The 18,238-nt window shown below is 62.0% G+C and carries 18 protein-coding genes; 10 read left to right on the forward strand and 8 right to left on the reverse strand.

Annotation, left to right across the window (positions count from 1 at the left end; all coding sequences use genetic code 11):
* Positions 1 to 5: 5 nt before the first annotated feature.
* Both ABRP98_RS04145 and ABRP98_RS04150 read right to left on the reverse strand, forming a co-directional pair.
* Entirely contained in the window at positions 6 to 815 is an 810-nt protein-coding gene (locus ABRP98_RS04145) for a class I SAM-dependent methyltransferase (RefSeq protein WP_349857658.1), read from the reverse strand.
* A gap of 31 nt (positions 816 to 846) precedes the next feature.
* On the reverse strand, positions 847 to 1,338 hold the full coding sequence (locus ABRP98_RS04150) for a DUF2505 domain-containing protein (protein ID WP_284853626.1): 492 nt from the start codon (positions 1,336 to 1,338) through the stop codon (positions 847 to 849).
* Positions 1,339 to 1,362: 24 nt separating this feature from the next.
* Here ABRP98_RS04150 and ABRP98_RS04155 point away from each other — a divergent pair, with 24 nt between their 5' ends.
* On the forward strand, positions 1,363 to 2,490 hold the full coding sequence (locus tag ABRP98_RS04155; protein WP_349857659.1) for a UDP-N-acetylmuramate dehydrogenase: 1,128 nt from the start codon (positions 1,363 to 1,365) through the stop codon (positions 2,488 to 2,490).
* Positions 2,491 to 2,646: 156 nt separating this feature from the next.
* Here the strand turns inward: ABRP98_RS04155 and ABRP98_RS04160 are convergent, their stop codons facing one another.
* The 5 genes from ABRP98_RS04160 to ABRP98_RS04180 form a co-directional block, all read right to left on the reverse strand.
* Positions 2,647 to 3,123 carry an S-ribosylhomocysteine lyase gene (locus ABRP98_RS04160; RefSeq protein ID WP_023016638.1) on the reverse strand — a complete coding sequence of 159 codons (477 nt, stop codon included), beginning with the start codon at positions 3,121 to 3,123 and terminating at the stop codon, positions 2,647 to 2,649.
* 69 nt (positions 3,124 to 3,192) lie between these two features.
* Positions 3,193 to 4,770 (reverse strand): AMP-binding protein, encoded by a 1,578-nt coding sequence (locus ABRP98_RS04165; RefSeq protein WP_349857661.1) that lies wholly within the window; start codon positions 4,768 to 4,770, stop codon positions 3,193 to 3,195.
* An 11-nt stretch (positions 4,771 to 4,781) separates the two neighbouring features.
* The gene (locus ABRP98_RS04170) at positions 4,782 to 6,491 is read right to left on the reverse strand and encodes a long-chain-fatty-acid--CoA ligase (RefSeq protein WP_349857663.1); all 1,710 of its coding nucleotides are present in this window, start codon (positions 6,489 to 6,491) and stop codon (positions 4,782 to 4,784) included.
* Between the two features lie 70 nt (positions 6,492 to 6,561).
* Positions 6,562 to 7,131, reverse strand: coding sequence for a methylated-DNA--[protein]-cysteine S-methyltransferase (locus ABRP98_RS04175; protein WP_349857665.1), 570 nt, complete (start codon positions 7,129 to 7,131; stop codon positions 6,562 to 6,564).
* A gap of 22 nt (positions 7,132 to 7,153) precedes the next feature.
* The gene (locus tag ABRP98_RS04180) at positions 7,154 to 8,872 is read right to left on the reverse strand and encodes a long-chain-fatty-acid--CoA ligase (RefSeq protein WP_349857667.1); all 1,719 of its coding nucleotides are present in this window, start codon (positions 8,870 to 8,872) and stop codon (positions 7,154 to 7,156) included.
* A gap of 66 nt (positions 8,873 to 8,938) precedes the next feature.
* Here ABRP98_RS04180 and mshA point away from each other — a divergent pair, with 66 nt between their 5' ends.
* From mshA to ABRP98_RS04200, 4 genes are all read left to right on the forward strand, one after another.
* On the forward strand, positions 8,939 to 10,204 hold the full coding sequence (gene mshA, locus ABRP98_RS04185; protein WP_349857668.1) for a D-inositol-3-phosphate glycosyltransferase: 1,266 nt from the start codon (positions 8,939 to 8,941) through the stop codon (positions 10,202 to 10,204).
* Positions 10,205 to 10,245: 41 nt separating this feature from the next.
* Positions 10,246 to 10,992 carry a phosphoglyceromutase gene (locus ABRP98_RS04190; RefSeq protein ID WP_005276632.1) on the forward strand — a complete coding sequence of 249 codons (747 nt, stop codon included), beginning with the start codon at positions 10,246 to 10,248 and terminating at the stop codon, positions 10,990 to 10,992.
* A gap of 68 nt (positions 10,993 to 11,060) precedes the next feature.
* On the forward strand, positions 11,061 to 12,323 hold the full coding sequence (locus ABRP98_RS04195; RefSeq protein WP_410755951.1) for a sensor histidine kinase: 1,263 nt from the start codon (positions 11,061 to 11,063) through the stop codon (positions 12,321 to 12,323).
* Positions 12,320 to 13,030, forward strand: coding sequence for a winged helix-turn-helix domain-containing protein (locus ABRP98_RS04200; RefSeq protein WP_349857670.1), 711 nt, complete (start codon positions 12,320 to 12,322; stop codon positions 13,028 to 13,030). Before ABRP98_RS04195 ends, ABRP98_RS04200 begins: the two co-directional genes overlap by 4 nt.
* Here ABRP98_RS04200 and ABRP98_RS04205 read toward each other — a convergent pair.
* The gene (locus ABRP98_RS04205) at positions 13,027 to 13,926 is read right to left on the reverse strand and encodes a DUF3109 family protein (RefSeq protein WP_284771000.1); all 900 of its coding nucleotides are present in this window, start codon (positions 13,924 to 13,926) and stop codon (positions 13,027 to 13,029) included. The two genes, ABRP98_RS04200 and ABRP98_RS04205, sit on opposite strands and share 4 nt — an antisense overlap.
* Before the next feature lie 33 nt (positions 13,927 to 13,959).
* Between ABRP98_RS04205 and ABRP98_RS04210 the strand changes: the two genes are divergently transcribed.
* The 5 genes from ABRP98_RS04210 (at position 13,960) to ABRP98_RS04230 (ending at position 17,825) form a co-directional block, all read left to right on the forward strand.
* Complete coding sequence (locus ABRP98_RS04210) at positions 13,960 to 14,889, forward strand: Ppx/GppA family phosphatase (RefSeq protein WP_349857672.1); 930 nt, start codon at positions 13,960 to 13,962, stop codon at positions 14,887 to 14,889.
* A gap of 9 nt (positions 14,890 to 14,898) precedes the next feature.
* Positions 14,899 to 16,134 (forward strand): Rv0497 family membrane protein, encoded by a 1,236-nt coding sequence (locus ABRP98_RS04215; protein ID WP_349857674.1) that lies wholly within the window; start codon positions 14,899 to 14,901, stop codon positions 16,132 to 16,134.
* A gap of 81 nt (positions 16,135 to 16,215) precedes the next feature.
* Complete coding sequence (gene proC, locus ABRP98_RS04220) at positions 16,216 to 17,007, forward strand: pyrroline-5-carboxylate reductase (RefSeq protein WP_349857676.1); 792 nt, start codon at positions 16,216 to 16,218, stop codon at positions 17,005 to 17,007.
* Between the two features lie 251 nt (positions 17,008 to 17,258).
* A complete protein-coding gene (locus tag ABRP98_RS04225) occupies positions 17,259 to 17,447 on the forward strand; it encodes a helix-turn-helix domain-containing protein (protein WP_005276651.1) in 189 nt (62 codons plus the stop codon).
* Positions 17,448 to 17,723: 276 nt separating this feature from the next.
* Positions 17,724 to 17,825: a 30S ribosomal protein bS22 gene (locus tag ABRP98_RS04230; protein ID WP_003855542.1), complete on the forward strand. Its 102-nt coding sequence runs from the start codon at positions 17,724 to 17,726 to the stop codon at positions 17,823 to 17,825.
* Positions 17,826 to 18,238 lie beyond the last annotated feature (413 nt).

Consider the following 18,238-nt stretch of genomic DNA (forward strand, 5'->3'; position numbering starts at 1 on the left):
GGATATTAGCGGGGCGCGATGCTCTCCCAGCTCACAGTGAGCGTATTATCGCGCAGCCGACGGCGGGGAGGCTGGAGGCTAAAGGGGGCATCGGCAAGCAGGGCGTGTGCCATGCGCCACCGCACCCGCGGGCCGTGCGGGGCCCACCCGGCGGCGCGATCCCACGCCCTATCGGCGGCCTGCAGGAGCTCGTGGATGGGCTCGCCGGGCACGTTGCGGTGGATGAGCACCTTGGGCAGGCGCTCGGCCACATCAGAGGGGCGGGTCACGTCGAAAGGATCCCATGCGAGCGTCAACGTCTTTGGGCCATGCTGATCGAGCAGGATCCACGCCGCGCGCCGGCCCAGTTCATCGCAGGTACCCTCCACGAAGAACCCGCCAGGCGCCAAGCGTGAGCACACCGTCTGCCACGCCTCCGCAACCTGGTCCACATCGTATTGGCGCAGCACATTAAAGGCGCGCACCACCTGCGGCCGGTATCCCGCAAGCTCAAATCCGCCCAGCTCAAAGCGCACGCCATCGCGCGGCGGCAGTACCCTGTCCGGGTGGATTTCCAGCCCGCGCACATCCACGCGGGGGTTGATGCGGCGCAGCCACCGCGCCCACTCCACGGTGGTGGTATGTGAGGCGCCATAGCCCACGTCGAGCGCGAGCGGGGTGCGCACGTGGCGCAGCAACGCCGAGATTTCCGGGTGCGCCATCATCCACCTATCGCAGCGCCGCAGCCGGTTGTAGTTGGTGGTGCCGCGGGTAATAACGCCAAAAGGCCGACCCGCTGCTGCGCTGGCGCGCAGGTTATGAGCGTGGTCGGCCATGGGAATCGGTGGATGCTAAGGCTGGGATGCCTTAGGAGTTTTCAGAAATCCACTGTTCGGTCAGCTTGCCCTCGTTATCAAAGAGCTCCGAGAGGGATTCGCCCACCTTTGGCTCGATGGCCGCGCCCATCATCGGGATCTTGACGGAGATCTCGTTGGTGTAGGTCAGCTTGGTCATCTCACCCTCGCCGGCCAGGGAAATATCGCCCTTGAAGTCCACCGGGGTGCCCTTGACGTCTGCGGTGTAGTTGACGTCAGCGGCCTGGCCGTTGAGCTCGCCCACGGTGACCACGCGCTTGACCTTGAGATCCTGCGAGACCATGGCGCGCACTGCCTCTGGCAAGAGGGTGGTCGGAAGAACCTCGTAGAGCGTGGCTACGTTATCGGAGAAATCGTGAACCTGGCCTGCCTCAGGGGAAAGGTTTGCCACGATGTACTCCCAGTACCCCTGGGTGAGCAGCGCCTTGTGAACCATGTCGATAGGCTGATTGATGGTTACGGTGTTTTCACTACGAGTTGACATGCTTAACAGACTACCTTGGTATACGTGCTTGATAAATTTTTTACGCAACAACTCACAGCAATCGACGGCGTAGACGTGGATCCCACGGCGAGCTTTGCCGATCTCACCACCTTGCGCGTGGGGGGAAAGCCGCGGGTCACGTTGCGTTGTTCGCGGCCTGAAGCAGCGGTTGCGGCACTGCGGTACCTCGAGAAAGAAAAAGTTCCTTTCATCGTGGTCGGCGGCGGTTCCAACCTGCTGGTTTCTGATGGCGAGGTAGACGTGGTCGCCGTCGTCCTCGACTTTGCCGCGGTGGACATGGATACCGAGACTGGCCTCGTGCGCGCCCAAGCCGGTGCGGTATGGGACGAGGTCGTGGCGGAATCCGTGGCACAGTCCCTGGGCGGCATCGAGTGCCTGTCCGGCATTCCCGGCACGGTGGGCGCGGTGCCCGTACAAAACGTAGGCGCCTACGGTGCCGAGATTTCTGAGGTCTTGACCCGCGTGCGCCTGTATAACCTGCGCACCGATGCCGATGAGTGGGTTCCCGTCTCCGATCTTGATCTGGCCTACCGCTACTCCAACCTGAAATTCACCGGCCGAGCGGTGGTGCTCGAGGTCGAATTGCAATTGACCACCGATGGGCTGTCGCGCCCACTGCGCTTTGGCCAGCTTACCGATGCCCCCGGCGAACGCCGCCCCGTCGCCCAGGTCCGCGAAGAGGTCCTCGCGCTGCGCCGCGGCAAGGGCATGGTGCTCGATGCCGCCGACCACGACACCTGGTCCGCAGGCTCCTTTTTCACCAACCCCGTGGTCGAGTCCAGCGTCGCTGATGCCATCCAGGACAAGGTGCGCGCCACGCTTGGCGATGCCCCCGCCGACCGCATGCCCCGCCATCCCGCCACCGCTTCAGCACAGGGCGAACCGTCCCCGCACGAAAAGCTTTCGGCAGCCTGGCTTATCGATAACGCAGGATTCACAAAGGGCTACCCCGGCTCCGGCCCAGCAACGCTGTCCACCAAGCACACCCTGGCGCTGACCAACCGCGGAAACGCGACCGCCGCAGACATCGTCGCGCTGGCCCGCACGATCCGCGACGGCGTGCGCGAAGCCTTCGGCGTCGAGCTCGTGCCCGAGCCGGTGTGGCTGGGCGTATCCATGGACGAAGACTAGGCCGCACGCATATAAAAACGTCCAAAACAACCGCGTTCTTCTCAAATTCGCCCTCATTTTTGGCGAAACGCGGTTGTTTTGGACGTAAGTGTCGCTTGCAGGCAGCACTGGCAGCGCGGGCAGCACGGGCGGCGCAAAAGCCGCCCCGGCGCAGTCTTAGGCAGCCATGACCTCGAGCCACTCCGGCTTGGCGTCCAAGAACTTGCGGGCCGCATCCTGCGCGCCCTTCAAGCTGTGGTGCGCGCCCCAACCGCACTGTTCTTCGTTGGCGGCGGGAACCTCTGTGGCGGAAAGGATATCGTTCAACGCACCCTCAACGGCGCGCAGCAATTCATCCTGCTCCATGCCGTTGGTGATGGCGTAGAAGCCGGTGCGGCAGCCCATGGGAGCAAAGCCGATGAGCTTATCGGTGTAGTTGCGCATAAAGTTGGCCATCATGTGCTCCACGGAGTGCAGCGCCTCCGTGTCCAAGTGCTCCTTATTGGGCTGGCAGAAGCGCAGGTCGTACTTGATAATCTCGACGCCGCCGCCCAAATCGGTGCGGTCAGCCACGCGGATATATGGTGCGCTGACGAGGCGGTGGTCGAGCTCGAAGGACTTGACGTTAATCTTTTCTTGGTTCTGTTCAGTCATACTCCCCAGCCTAATCGCTGCGAGTGTCACTTCACAGAATAGATTCTTCAGCCGAATGCGCGCCGCGAGTTAGCGGGAAGAAACCTCCGCCACCAAGATGTCCTGCACCTGACGGCGGCGCAGCTTGCCCAGCTGATCGGTGGGCAATTCTTCTTGCACCACGAAATGGCGGGGGACCTTATAACGGGCCAGGAGGCCACGGCAGTGCTCGCGCAGCGCTTCCGCGTCAAAGGTGGCGCCGGGGTGGAGCACCAGGCAGGCGGCGACATCCTCGGAACCATCGGCACGCGGGACGCCCGCCACCGCGGCTTGGCCCACCGCAGGGTGGCTAAGCAGGGCGTGTTCCACCTCGCTAGGAAAGACGTTAAAGCCACCGGTGATGATGACCTCTTTAATCCGGCCCACCAGCCGGAAATGGCCATCAGCCTCGCGCACACCCATATCGCCGGTGCGCAGCCAATCGCCGTGGAATGCCTCCCGCGTGGCGGCGGGATTATCGAGGTAGCCCGCAAAAACCTGGGGCCCGCGGGCGAGGATCTCGCCGGGCGTGCCATCGGGTTGGCTGCGGTCAAGGTCGGCGGGATCCCCGATGCGCAAGTCGGTATCGGCAAGCGGCTTGCCGATGGTCCCCACGCGCCGACCCTCACCAAGCGGGTTGATGGTCAGCACGGGGGAGGCCTCAGTAAGCCCGTAGCCCTCGACGAGCATGCCGCCGGTGCGGTCCTGCCAGGGCTCGATGATGCGCGCGGGCAGCGATGCCGCCCCGGAAATGGCGTAGCGCACCCCGCCCAGGTCTGCGGCCTGTTCGGCGGCCGCTCCTGTTGCCGGTTCAGCACTTGGTTTTGCGCCAGATTCGGCACCCGATTCCGCCGCCAGCTCGTCCATGGCGCGTTCATAAATGGTGGGAACGCCTGGCATCCATGTTGGACGACGCTGCGCCAAGGCGCTGACAACGGCCGCGGGGCGCGGGGCGGGCAGCAGGATGATCTCGGCGGCGCAGCGCACCGCGAGCAAGACGCTCATGGTCAATCCATAGGAGTGGAACATCGGCAGCGTGGCGAGGAAGCGCTCGTGGCCCGGGCGCAGATCGGCCTGGGCTTCCAATTGGATGCAATTAGCGGCGAGGTTGCCGTGCGTGAGCACCACGCCCTTGGGCTGGCCGGTGGTGCCGGAGGTGTAGAGGATGAGGGCGGCATCGGCAAGCGCGGCCTGGCGGTGGGGCACTGGGGCGCCGGAGAGGGGAAGGGGCGCCTCCAAAGGCACGGGGATCACCGTGCTGGCCAGGCCATCGACCACGGCGGCGACCTGATCCCAGACCAGGGCGACGCTGGCGCCGTGGTGGGCAAAGAGCGGGGCCAGCTCGTGGGCGGTGTACTGAGGGTTATGTTCGACTACGACCGCGCCTAGGCGCAGCACCGCGAAAAAGGCAATGAGGTGCTGCGGGGAGTTGGGCAAGACCAGCGCTACCCGGTCGCCGGGGCGGATTCCCATCTCCCGCAGGGCGCCGGCGGCAGCGGCGATGCGGGTATCCAGCTCCGCGTAGCTCAAGGTCTCGCCGCCGAAAAATGTGGCGGGACGGTGGGGGAAGTTGGCTACTGCGGTGGCGAGGAAATCCGTCAGCGTAGCGTCGTACTCGAGGTCTGACATGGTGGTTAATACTAAGCCTTCTGCTTGAGGAGATCGAGGAGATCCTGCTGCACCATGCGGCGGCGGATCTTGCCCAGCTGGTCCGAGGTCAGCTCCTCAAAATGGTAGAAGGTACGCGGAATCTTGTAGCCGGTCAGGCGCTCGCGGCAGAAGGATTTGAGGCCTTCTGGGTCTAAGACGGCGCCATCGCGCAGGATGACGCAGGCGACGACGTCCTCGGAGCCATCCTTGCGCGGGCGGCCCACCACGGCGACCTCCTTGACGTCTGGGTGCTTGCGCACCACTTCTTCGACCTCGGCCGGGTAGACATTAAAGCCGCCAGTGATGATGATTTCCTTGATGCGGCTAACCAGCCTGACCCAGCCGTCCTCATCCATGGTGGCCATATCGCCGGTGCGGAACCAACCATTGTGGAAGGACTCCTCGGTGGCCTTTTCGTTATTGAAATAGCCCTGGAAAATTTGCGGCCCGCGAGCCAGCATCTCGCCCGGCTCGCCATCTGGCTGGGTTTCATCGAGGTTATCCGGGTTGCCAATGCGCACCTCGGTATCGGGAAAGGGCAGGCCCACATAGCCCGGGCGGCGGTTGCCGTTCATGGGGTTGCCAATAAGCACGGGGGAGGTCTCGGTCATGCCGAAGCCCTCCACGAGGCGGCCTCCAGTCATGGATTCCCAGCGCTCCATCACGTCAACCGGCAGGGTAGCGGCGCCAGAGAACGCGTTGCTGATGCCGGCGAGATCCACGCCCTTGTCCTCGGCGGCGTCCATGATCTTCTCGTACAACGTGGGCACGCCCGGCAGCCAAGTGGGAGTGTGCTTCTTAATGATGTCCATGATGAGCGGCATCTGCGGGGACGGAACCAAGATCAGCTCGGCGCCGAAGTAGATGCTGAGTACGCACAGCGTGGTCATGCCGTAGGCGTGGAAGAGCGGCAAGGCGGCGAGGAAGCGCTGCTCGGTGGCGTCCATATTCGTCAGCCAAGCCTCGCCCTGCACGCAGTTGGCGATGAGGTTGCCGTGCGACAGCAGCGCGCCCTTGGGTTTTCCGGTGGTGCCGGAGGTGTAGAGGATAAGCGCGATATCGTCCTGCGTGACCTGGGCAATCTCGAGGTCCTTGCCATCGCCGCCGATGGCGGAACCGATAAGTGTGGACCAGGCCACGGTATTCGGGGCCGCGCCGGTCAGCTGCTCGCGCTTCGCGGCCAGCGGCGGCAGGGGGATCCGCAGCGCGAGGCGCTTGAGCGGTGGCATCGCGTCGATCATGTTCACGGAGACGATGGTCTCTAGCGGGGTGGTGGCGCGCAGCTTATTCAGCGTCCGCGCCGTTTTGTCCCAGGCGATGACCACGCGCGCCCTGTGGTCCTGGAACAGTCCCTCGAGCTCGTGGGCGGTGTAGAGGGGGTTGTGCTCCACCGCGGTGGCCCCGAGCAGCTGGATGGCATAAAACGCCACCACGTGTTGGGGGCAGTTGGGCATGACGATGGCGACCCTATCGCCAGGCCGAATGCCAAAGGCTTTAAGGCCCGCGGCGGCGGCGCGCACCTGTGCGTCTAGGTCCGCGTAGCTCTGTGTACTGCCGAAGAAGTAGGTAGCGGACTTATTCGCATTGATGCGGAGGTTATTAACGTAGTAATCAACGATGGTCTTATCGCCATAATCAAGCGTGGCGGGGGTCCAGTCGCTGTAGTGCTTGATCCAGGCCCGGGATTCGTATGCAGACACGCGCTACCCTTTCGTTTGGTAAAGAAAAATATTACAAAGGGCGAGTATACCCAGAACGTGAGGAAATCCTCTAGTTTTCTTCGAGTGTCAGCAAAAAACGCTTGATATCCAGGCCGCCGGCATAGCCACCGAGCGTTCCATCGCTGCGCAGCACGCGGTGGCAGGGCCGAATGATCGGCAGGGGATTGGCGCCGCAAGCGGTACCGACCGCCCGAGTAGCAGCGGGGCGCCCCACGGCGGCGGCGAGCTCGCCATAGCTTGAAACCTCGCCGTAGCCGATGGTGTCTAGCTGCGCATGGATCAAGGCGCGAAATTCGGTCGTGGGTGCCGGGTTAAGCGGCAGGTCGAACTCGCGGCGGTGTCCGGCGAAATACTCCGCCAGCTGCTCCTGCGCCGCATCTAAGATGTCTGCACCGCGCTTGTCGATGCCCCCATTGTCCCCGTCGCTTACCTCGCCGCGCACCTGATTGGTTTCGCAGTGTCCCTTGCTTTCCTCGTTGCGGTCTCTACTTACCTCGCCGCGAACCTTACTGGTTTCGCGGCGACCCGACTGGATCGCGACGAAGTCGACCCGGGACAGCCCGTCTGCATCTGCGGTGAGTAGCAGCGGGCCGATGGGGGTATCGATGGTGCGCAGCATGGTGGTGTGAACTCTAGGTGTTTTAGGAGTTCTTCTCCGCTTCGAGGCGGTTGATGAGGTCTTCTTGTACCTCGCGGCGGCGGATCTTGCCCATTTGGTCCTTGGCCAGTTCCTCGAAGTGGTAGAAGGTGCGTGGGACCTTGTAGCGGGTCAGGCGCTCGCGGCAGTACTCCTTGAGGCCTTCGGGGTCGAGCGCGGCGCCATCGGCAAGATCGAGGCAGGCAACGACGTCTTCGGAGCCGTCCTCGCGCGGGCGGCCCACCACGGCGGCGTCGTCGACGCTGGGGTGCTCGCGCAGGATTTCTTCGACCTCGCCCGGGTAGACGTTGAAGCCGCCGGTGATGATGATTTCCTTGATGCGGCTGACCAGGCGGATGAAGCCGTCTTCTTCCATGATGCCCATGTCACCGGTACGGAACCAGTCGCCGTGGAAGGCGGCATCGGTGGCTTCCTGGTTATTGAGGTAGCCCTTGAAAATCTGCGGGCCGCGGGCCAGCACTTCGCCCTCAACGCCGTCCGGCTGGGTTTCATCCAGGTTATCGGGGTTGGCGATGCGCACCTCGGTATCCGGGAAGGGAATGCCCACGTAGCCGGGGCGGCGGTCGGTGCTCATGGGGTTGCCCACGATAATCGGCGAGCATTCGGTTAGGCCGTAGCCCTCTACGAGCAGGCCGCCGGTGGCGTTTTCCCACTTATTGACGGTCTCAGAAGGCAGGGTGGATGCGCCGGAGAAGGCTGCCCGCACGCCCTTGATGGGTACTTCTTGCTCCTCGGCGGCCTTGACGATGCGCTCGTACAAGGTAGGAACGCCCGGGACCCAGGTCGGGGTGTGCTTCTTCATCAGCTGCATGATGAGCGGGATCTGCGGCACGGGGAGAATGACCAATTCGCCGCCGATGAGCTGGGCCAAGGTGACGTTCATGGTCAGGCCATACGCGTGGAAGAAGGGCAGGGCGGCGAGCATGCGCTCTGGCTTATCGCCTAAGCCTGGCACCCACGCCTTGCCCTGGAGCAGGTTGGATACGAGGTTGCCGTGCGAGAGCATCGCGCCCTTGGGTGCGCCGGTCGTACCGGAGGTGTACATCACCAGCGCGATGGTGTCCTTATCAATGTCCTCCGGCGTCTTAATATCGGTGCCGTTGCCACCGATGGCATCACCAATCAGCGCCTCCCACGGCACGGTATTTGGTGCCGGGGCAGAAAGCTGCTCGCGCTTGGCCTTGAGCGGGGGAAGCGGCAGGCGCAGCGCGGCGCGCTGCAGGGTGGGCATGGCGTTGATCATGTTGATGGACACGACCGTTTCCAGGTTGGTGGTAGCCCGCAGCTTCTCCAGGGTGGGGGCGGCCTTGTCCCAGGCGATGGCGATGCGCGCGCCGTGATCCTGGAACAGACCCTCCAGCTCGTGGGCGGTATAAAGCGGGTTGTGCAGCACAACCTGGGCGCCGAGCTTCAAGATGGCATAAAAGGCCGCGATGTACTGCGGGCTATTGGGGGCAACGATGGCTACGCGGTCACCGGGGCGCACGCCAAAGGCCTTCAGGCCGGCTGCGGCGGCGCGCACTTGGCGGTCCAGCTCGGAATAGTTTTGGCTGCGTCCAAAGAAATACGTGGCTGACTTATCGCCATTGACCTTGAGGTTATTGTCAAACAGGTCCAACAGGGTGGTGTTGCCATAGTCGAGGCTATGCGGCGTCCACTCCGGGTAATACTGGAGCCATGCCTTTGATTCATAAGCGGACAATGCGTGACCTTTCGGTAGCGTAGGTTGTTGGCAGGGGTCAGTATAGCGCCGCTAAGATGAGTTACCATGCGCATCGCCATGATTTCTATGCATACTTCCCCCATTGAGCAGCCTGGCTCCGGGGATGCCGGCGGAATGAACGTCTACGTTTTAAATATTGCCTGCCAATTAGCCCAGCTTGGTGTCGAGGTGGATGTCTATACCCGCGCTACCCGCCCCAGCCACAAAGAAATCGTGGAAGTGGCCCCCAACCTGCGGGTGATCAACATTGTGGCAGGCCCCTTTGAGGGGCTAGAAAAAGAAGATCTACCTACCCAGCTGGCAGCTTTTTCCGGCGGCGTAATGCAATTTGCCAAGTGGCAGGGCAAAAAATATGACCTTATTCACTCCCATTACTGGCTTTCCGGCCAAGTGGGATGGCTGCTGCGCGATCTATGGGGCATCCCCCTCGTCCACACCGCCCACACCTTGGCAGCGGTGAAAAACGCTTACCGCACCGCCGAGGACACCGTGGAATCAGAGGCGCGGCGCATCTGCGAGCAGCAATTGGTGGATAATGCCGATCTCCTGGTGGTCAATACCGATCAGGAAGCCCGCGATCTGGCGGAGCACTACGATGCCGAGCGCGATATCATCCGCGTGGTCTCCCCAGGTGCTGACGTGGGGCTATTCACCCCAGGTACCGACCGCAACACTGAGCGTTCCCGCCGCGAGCTGGGCATCCCGTTGCATACCAAGGTCGTGGCCTTTGTGGGGCGGCTACAGAAATTCAAGGGGCCCGAAGTTCTTATCCGCACCGCCGCCGAGCTGTGCCACCGCGAGCCCACCCGCGATTTCCGGGTGCTCATCTGCGGCGGGCCATCTGGGGCGAATGCCTCGCCGGAGGCGTATAGGGAATTGGCGCGGGAGTTGGGCGTGCAAAAGCGCGTGCGCTTTTTAGGACCCCGCCCACCCGAGGAGCTGGTAGGTGTGTACCGCGCCGCGGATATCGTGGCGGTGCCCAGCTACAACGAGTCTTTTGGCCTGGTGGCGCTCGAGGCCCAGGCCTCTGGCACGCCGGTCGTCGCCGCGGCAGTGGGTGGGCTGCCCATCGCCGTCGTCGATGGCAAGACCGGGCTGCTGGTGCCGTCCCACGAGCCGAAGGACTGGGCGGATTCCTTGAGCCAGCTGCTTGATGATGACGCCCGACGCATCGCCATGGGCGAGGCCGCCGTCGCGCATGCCGCGCGCTTTAGTTGGACCAACACGGCCCGAGAGCTGACGGAAATTTATGACGAAGCCCGGCAGATTCCCGTGCCGGACTGCCACCAACGTCGGGCGAAGGGAGACTAGCTTCACTGACGCGCCGTGTGGTTTCGTGGCATGCTGGAGGCATGACTAACGGAAAACTGATTCTTCTTCGCCATGGCCAATCCACCTGGAATGAATCCAACCAATTTACTGGTTGGGTCGATGTTGATCTGACAGAAAAGGGTGAGGCAGAGGCCAAGCGCGGCGGCGAGCTGCTCGCGCAAGAAGGCATCCTGCCCAACGTGCTGTACACCTCCTTGCTGCGCCGCGCCATCCGCACCGCCAATATCGCGCTGGATGCGGCCGACCGCCACTGGATCCCGGTCATTCGTGACTGGCGCCTCAATGAGCGCCACTACGGTGCGCTGCAGGGCTTGAACAAGGCCGAGACCAAGGAAGAATACGGCGAGGACCAGTTCATGGCATGGCGCCGTTCCTATGACACGCGCCCGCCCGAGCTTGCCGATGACGCCGAGTACTCCCAGGCAAACGACCCCCGCTACGCGGACCTGGACAAGGTCCCACAGACGGAGTGCCTGAAGGACGTAGTCGAGCGCTTCGTGCCTTATTTCGAGGAAGAGATTCTGCCGCGGGCTAAGAAGGGCGAGTCCGTCATGATTGCAGCGCACGGCAACTCCCTGCGCGCGTTGGTCAAGCACCTCGATGGCATTTCCGATGATGACATCGCCGGGCTGAATATCCCGACCGGTATCCCGCTGGTTTACGAGATCGCGGAGGATGGCTCCGTGGTCAACGAGGGCGGCACCTACCTGGACCCAGAGGCCGCCGAGGCCGGGGCCGCTGCCGTTGCCGCGCAGGGTGGCAAGTAACCCGCTACTGCATATAAGTCCCCGGGGAGGTGCTCCCTGGGGACTTTCTAATGATTAGGCTTAATCACGTGGAATTAATTTTTGTCTTTCTCGCGGGCGTGCTTGCCTGCGCGGTGGCGCTGCCATTAATTTCTCGGGTGCGCGAGCGTATGGCACGCCGCCAGCGCGCCAGCGACGCCCAGGCAAACCAGGTCACCAACGTGAGCCAGGGCCTGCACCTCGCGGTCCAGGGCTCTCCTACGGCGCTGACGGTGCTCGATAGGAATCAGGAAATCATCCTGTCCAATCCCGCGGCGCACGAGATGTCCGTGGTCCACGATCGCGCCGTCAATCCGGAAATCTGGAAGACCGCAGAGCAGGTATTCGAGGATAAGGAAACCCGCACCGTGGACCTGGCAATCCCCAAGCGCCGCACTGGGCACCGCGTCACTCAGGTCAAGGCCGTTATCAAGCCGCTGACGCTGAACGATGGCCGCTTTATCATCATCTACGGCACCGATGAGAGCGAAAACGTGCGCATGGAATCCGCGCGCCGCGATTTCGTAGCTAACGTCTCCCACGAGCTGAAAACCCCGGTGGGTGGCATCGCACTGCTGGCCGAGGCCCTGCTGCAAGACCCCGAGGATCCGGAGCACGTGAAGTACTTCGGCAACAAGGTGCAAAAAGAGGCCAACCGCATGGCGGATATGGTCAGCGAGCTTATTTCGCTGTCCAAGCTGCAGGGCGCCGAAGCGCTGCCGGAAATGCAACCGCTTTACGTGGACGATCTCATTGACGAGGCGATTTCGCGCAATCAGCTCGCCGCAGACGCGCGCTCCATCAGGCTGACCCAAGGTCCCTCCGAGGGCGTGCAGATCAGAGGCGACCGTTCTCTCTTGGTAACGGCGCTGTCTAACCTCATTTCCAACGCGATTAATTATTCGCCGGAGGAATTGCCGGTCTCCGTCTCACAGAAAGTGGTGGGAGAGGACGTCGTGTTGATCCGGGTGACGGACCGTGGCATCGGTATCCCACCGGAGCATCATAAGCGCGTCTTCGAGCGCTTTTTCCGCGTTGACCAAGCCCGGTCGCGGCAGACGGGAGGCACTGGCTTAGGATTAGCAATTGTCAAACACGTGGTGGCCAACCACGGGGGCAATATCAAGCTGTGGTCGCGCCCGGGCACGGGCTCTACTTTTACCATCGAGTTGCCCATATATAAGGAAGAGAAGCCAGCGCACGAGGCTGACTTGCAGGATAATGAAGACAAGGAATCCGTCGATGCGGCGGCTCCTGGGCTCCAGCGTGCGGTAGCACGCGTAGCAGCACGTCGAAAGGATAAAGCACAATGACCACCATTCTCATCGTGGAAGATGAAGAGTCGCTGGCCGATCCGCTGGCATTCTTACTCCGCAAGGAAGGCTTCGAGCCGATTATCGCCCTCGATGGCCCATCCGCGCTGGAGAAATTCGGCGAAAATGACATCGACATCGTGCTGCTTGACCTCATGCTTCCCGGCATGTCCGGCACCGACGTGTGCAAGCAGCTGCGCGCCACCTCCTCCGTGCCGGTCATTATGGTCACCGCGCGCGATGCGGAAATCGACAAGGTCGTGGGCCTGGAGCTGGGCGCGGACGATTACGTCACCAAACCGTATTCCTCCCGCGAGCTCATTGCCCGCATCCGGGCCGTGTTGCGTCGCGGCAACGATCGGTCCTCCCACGCGGGTGCTGCGGAGAGCACCGAGGCAGAAGACGAGCAGATCCTGTCCGGCGGCCGCGTGAAGATGGATGTGGAGCGCCACATCGTCACTGTGGCAGACGAGCCGGTGGCTATGCCGCTCAAGGAGTTTGACCTGCTGGAATACCTCCTGCGCAACGCCGGGCGCGTGCTGACCCGCGGCCAGCTCATCGATCGCATTTGGGGTGCCGATTACGTGGGCGATACCAAGACGCTAGACGTGCACATCAAGCGCCTGCGCACCAAGATTGAGGAGCACCCCTCTCGCCCGAAGCACCTGGTGACGGTGCGCGGGTTGGGCTATAAATTCGAGCTCTAATACCAGCCGGCCTTGATACTGGCTGGGTGCTGGCTAAGCTTTACGCCGTGCTCGGCGGCTTCCGCGCGGGCACGGCATTGTTGAGCCAAAATATCGTAGCTTTCGCGCCCCATGAGCGCGACGAGCTCGTCCTCGTGCGATTGCCACATTGGCAGCGGATTGGCGTGGCAGGCGCCATCGGTAGAGCAGTACCAATCAAAGTCTTCGCCGCCATTTCCCCAACCGCGGCGGTCATATTCGCCGATGGTGGTGCGCAAAATCTCCTGCCCATCGGGGCGTTCTTCATAATCCTCGTAGCGCCGCAGCGGCAGCTGCCAGCACACCTCTGGCTTGACCACGGTCAGCTCCTCGCCGCTATCGACGGCCCATTGGTGCAGCGCGCAGCCGGTGCCTGTTTCCCAGCCGGCGCGGTTGGCAAAGATGCAGGCGCCATCCACGATGGGCGTTTTCAGCGCCGGTTCCGGTTCGCCATCCTCGCCATCGAGCTCGTCCCATTCCAACCAGGGCTCTAGCTCATCGGTGTTTTCTTGCTCCAGGAATTCATCTACCCCCGCTGGGCGCAGTTGCCAGTAGCGCGCGGGCATGCGGGAGACGGCATCGTAAAGCTGGTCGCGGTCTTGTTCATCGGCCATATATGCACCGTGCACGCAGCAGCCCACATCGGGCTGGCTCTTATCGATGCCCCGGCACGCCGACGTGCCAAATTGGCAGCTGTAGTGCGATTCCACCCACGTCAGATCGATGGAAAAGACATGGTAAGGGTCGTTTGGGTTGGTAAATTCGAACCACTCCCGCGGAAAATCTGGGGCCTCTTCGTGCCCGGCTTTAATCGATGCCGCCGCAGGCGAGCTGGCGGGAAAACCTAGGTAAACGGTGTCAGATTTTGGGCGATTCACACCTAACCACGGTAGACCTACTACGCTATGGGTGTGCGATTAGGTGTATTAGACGTTGGAAGTAATACCGTCCACCTCGTTGCGGTCGATGCCGCAATGGGGGGACGGCCTACTCCGATGAGCGATTGGAAGACCCCACTCCGGCTGGTTGAACAGCTGGATAAGAAGGGAAACATCCACGAAAAGGGCCTGAAAAAGCTCGTGTCCGCCGTGGGTGAGGCAAGCGAGCTGGGTGAAAAACTCGGGTGCTCCGAATTTATTGCCTTCGCGACCTCCGCGGTCCGCTCTGCCCCTAACTCTGAAGCGGTACTCGATGAGGTGGAAAAGCAGACCGGTGTGCGCCTGCAGATCCTCACGGGCGTGGAAGAAGCGCAGCTTACCTTCCTCGCGGCTCGTCGTTGGTACGGCTGGTCCGCTGGGCGCATCACCAACTTGGACATCGGCGGTGGCTCCCTAGAGTTATCTATCGGTACCGATGAACACCCTGACCTGGCTTTCTCTCTCGATCTGGGCGCAGGACGTCTTACCCACAACTGGTTCGATACCGATCCGCCGGAGAAAAAGAAGGTCAGTGCGCTGCGCGATTTCATCGATGCGGAGCTTGAAGATGCCGTCACGCAGATGAAGGCAATGGGCCCGGCTGGCTTGGCCGTGGGCACCTCGAAAACCTTCCGCACCCTCTCGCGGCTGACTGGTGCGGCGCCCTCGTCTGCGGGGCCATACGTCAAGCGCACCTTGACCGCACCGGGCCTGCGCCAGTTGATTTCATTCATTACGCGCATGACTGCAGCAGACAGAGCGGACCTCGAGGGTGTAAGTTCGAACCGATCGCACCAAATCGTCGCCGGCGCTTTGGTTGCCGAGGCAAGCATGCGAGCTCTGGGTATCGAGAAGTTGGAAATCTGCCCATGGGCGCTGCGCGAAGGTGTTATTTTGCGCCGGACCGACAAGGGATTGGAATAGGAAGAGATCATGGCTGACGAAAAACAGTTGACCGTGGCCGAGCTGCTGGCTCGCAATAAGAAGGACCGCACGGACAAGGACGAGAAGACCTCTCGCCGCCGTCGGCGGAGCCTCGATGAGGGCGGCGTATCCGTTGCTGAGCTCACCGGCAGCCTGAAAAAGGTAAAGTCCACCCCGCCTGAGGCGAAGCACACCAACGTATCCATCGACGATGACGCCCCTGTCATCCGGGCGCCGAAGTCCAAGGATGAGCAGTCCGCGGGAAACAAGGCCGCCGAGTCCAAGACCTCGGATTCCAAGGCCCAGCAGGCGAGCGGTTCCGCTGCGAAGCCGACCGGCTCCAAGTCTGCAGCGGGCAAGCCAGCCACGGGCACGCAGGAAGGCTCGAAGCAGGGTGTGGGACAGTCGGGCATCGGCAAGCCTGCGCAAACCAAGCCATCCCAGCCGCAATTCGCTTCACCCAAGCCGGCTGCGGAAAAGCCTTCCGCGGCTACCCCAACCGCGTCCCCGGCGCCGAAGCAGAACGGCAAGCCGAGCGGGCCTACCGCCTCTCCTAAGCCGGCAGCGGGGTCCGCCTCGCAGCCGACCGCCAAGCCCGCCCCCGCGCAGAAGGCAAACGCGCAGGAGGCAAAGAAGCCTGCGCAGTCGGAGCCGGAGGACAAGGCTGCGGCTAAGGATGCCGAGAAGAAGTCTTATCAGCCGTCCGCGGATGATACTGCGGTGATCCAGCGCATCGGCAAGTCACAGTCCTCGCAGGACAAGCGCAAGGACGTCGCTGATACCGCTGAATCCAGCACCAAGGAAAAGGCGGGCGCTGCTGGGGCTGGTGCCGCTGCAGCGACCGCAGCGGGAGCGAAGGATGCCAAGGATGCCGCAACCAAGGCCAAGGCTGGCGCGCCTGCGCAAAAACCTGCTGCGGCCGCGAAGAAGTCCGACGATACCGGCGAGCTGCCCCAGGTCCGGGACGAGGAAATTACCGAAGAGCACGAGAAGCTCAACCCCATGTCTATCCTCATCATGGTGGTCGTGGGCATTGTCTTGGCCATTGTTATCTTCAAGGGCTTTGAAGTTCTTTGGGATAACTTCCCGCGCATCGTTGTGGCCATCTTGGCACTCGGCGTGACTGCAATTATGGTCGGAGTTACGCATGCGCTACGCACCGCCCGCGATGGCTTCTCCATGTTCCTTGCGGGCATTACCGGGCTTATATTGACCTTTGGACCACTGCTTTTGGTCATGCTCTAAACCGGCGAATTGCTGAGAACCACCCGGCTGCTTCCTTCGTGGAGGTAGCCGGGTGGCGTTATTTTTGGCATTGTGGAGACTATGACAAAGATTGCAATTTTAGGTGGAGGACAAATCGGTGAGGCTTTGACCTCGGGTCTTGTGGAATCGGGCTTTAATGCCTCCGATATCACGGTGACCAACCGCACCGCCTCCCGCGGTGAAGAACTCAAGAGCAACTATGGCGTTAACGTCACGACGGATAACGCTGAGGCGGTGGACGGCGCGGATTATATCTTCGCCTCCGTTAAGCCGTATGCCATCCTGGACCTGCTGAGCGAGATTAGCCCGGCCAAGGACGCCGTGGTGGTTTCTATGGCCGCAGGGCTGACGCTGGAGGCCCTGCAGGCCGCAGCGGGCGAGGGCGTGCCTGTTGTGCGCGTTATGCCCAATACGCCGATGCTGGTGCGCCGCGGCATGTGCACCTGCGCCGCCGGTGAGCACGTGACTGAGACCCAGATGCAGGGCGTGAGAGAGCTGCTTGAGGCCGTTGGTGAGGTCGCGGTCATCCCAGAGAAAAACATCGACGCTGCGACCGCCCTGGCTGGTTCCTCGCCGGCCTACTTCTTCCTCGTGGCAGAGGCGCTTGTCGATGCCGGCGTGCAGCTCGGCCTTCCCCGCGATATCGCCGAAAAGCTCGCCGCCCAGGCGGCTGCCGGCTCCGGCGATATGTTGGCCAACTCCGGCCGCTCGGCAACGCAGCTGCGCGCGGGTGTGACCTCGCCAGGCGGTACCACTGCCGCGGCCGTGCGCGAGCTGGAAGAGTCTGGCCTGCGCGGTGCGTTTTACCGCGCCGCCGAGGCGTGCTCCGATAAGGCTAAGGAGCTGGGCTAGAAGCCCGCCAAATGCGGCGAGTTCCCCGTGGTGGGGGTGTAGTTACCTCGCACCACGCGGGGGCAGTCCGGGAGTCATGGGGCGGTTGTTAAGCAGCGCTTTTGGCGGTGAACTGAACAACTGCTGTGAAAAAATTTGGCACTTGGGTCGCATTAGTCACATGTTTCACGATAGGCTGGGACGAGCACGTGCGTGAAGTCCTGTGGGAGGGGAAGCCTACAGCGCGTAACGAGCTGAAGGGTTAGATAATTATGGCAAATGAAGAAAAAGGAACCTTTCTGACGATCGCGGAGGTCGCCGAAATCATGCGCGTCTCTAAGATGACTGTCTACCGTTTGGTTCACGCAGGCGAAATGCCGGCTGTGCGCGTCGGACGCTCTTTCCGCGTTCACGAGTCTGCCGTTAACGAGTACCTCGAGGCATCCGTTTACGGAGCGTAGGTTCTCGCGCCTTTAAGGCAGCGCCCACTTCTGTTGGCCACTCTTGGTCAGCGGTGGTGGGCGCTGTCTCGTTTTCCCGCGCGCTTCCTTTTGCCGGCGTCGCCATCGGGGTCACTTTTGGAGACGCGCTGGGGACTAGGTAAGATGGATCGCATTCGTGTCGGCACGCCGTGATGGCCCGCATATGTGCGGCCAAGGTGGCAAAGAGTGCACCTTTGCCGTTTCAGGCGCCGGCAGGTTCACAGTACGTACTAAAAGAAAGTGAGGACGCCTGTTATGGGTTCTGTCATCAAGAAGCGCCGCAAGCGCATGTCCAAGAAGAAGCACCGCAAGATGCTGCGCCGCACCCGCGTGCAGCGTCGTAAGTTGGGTAAGTAAACCCAACAGCCCAGGATTCCTCCGCACCGTGCCTTAGCGCGGCGGCGGAGGTTTTCTGGTTTTAATGCCGAGCTTGGATTCCCGGTCGTGCCTCCGCTGGACACCGCCACATACGGTCGATTGTTTTGAGCTGTAGAATCAATTCAACCCAGAAAAGCTGGGTCATGCGATGCTTCATGTGCTTAGCATCTGTTTCAAGGGAGGTTCCTGAGTGGGGTCCTTATCTGTATTCGGTACGTATCTACTAGCCATCGTTTTGATCGGCGATGCCGTGCTTTCTGTGAAGCCGCCCAAGTTCATTAGTCGCTGCCTTAGCGGAGTCAATTTTCCGCAAGATTGAACTGCTCCCCATTAGTTGGACTGAGAAATCAGTTACCGACTAGTAGGGAGTAGTTTTCTTTGAGAGCACGAAG

The sequence above is a fragment of the Corynebacterium sp. KPL2838 genome (genome assembly GCF_040225455.1).
GTDB lineage: Bacteria > Actinomycetota > Actinomycetes > Mycobacteriales > Mycobacteriaceae > Corynebacterium > Corynebacterium rhinophilum.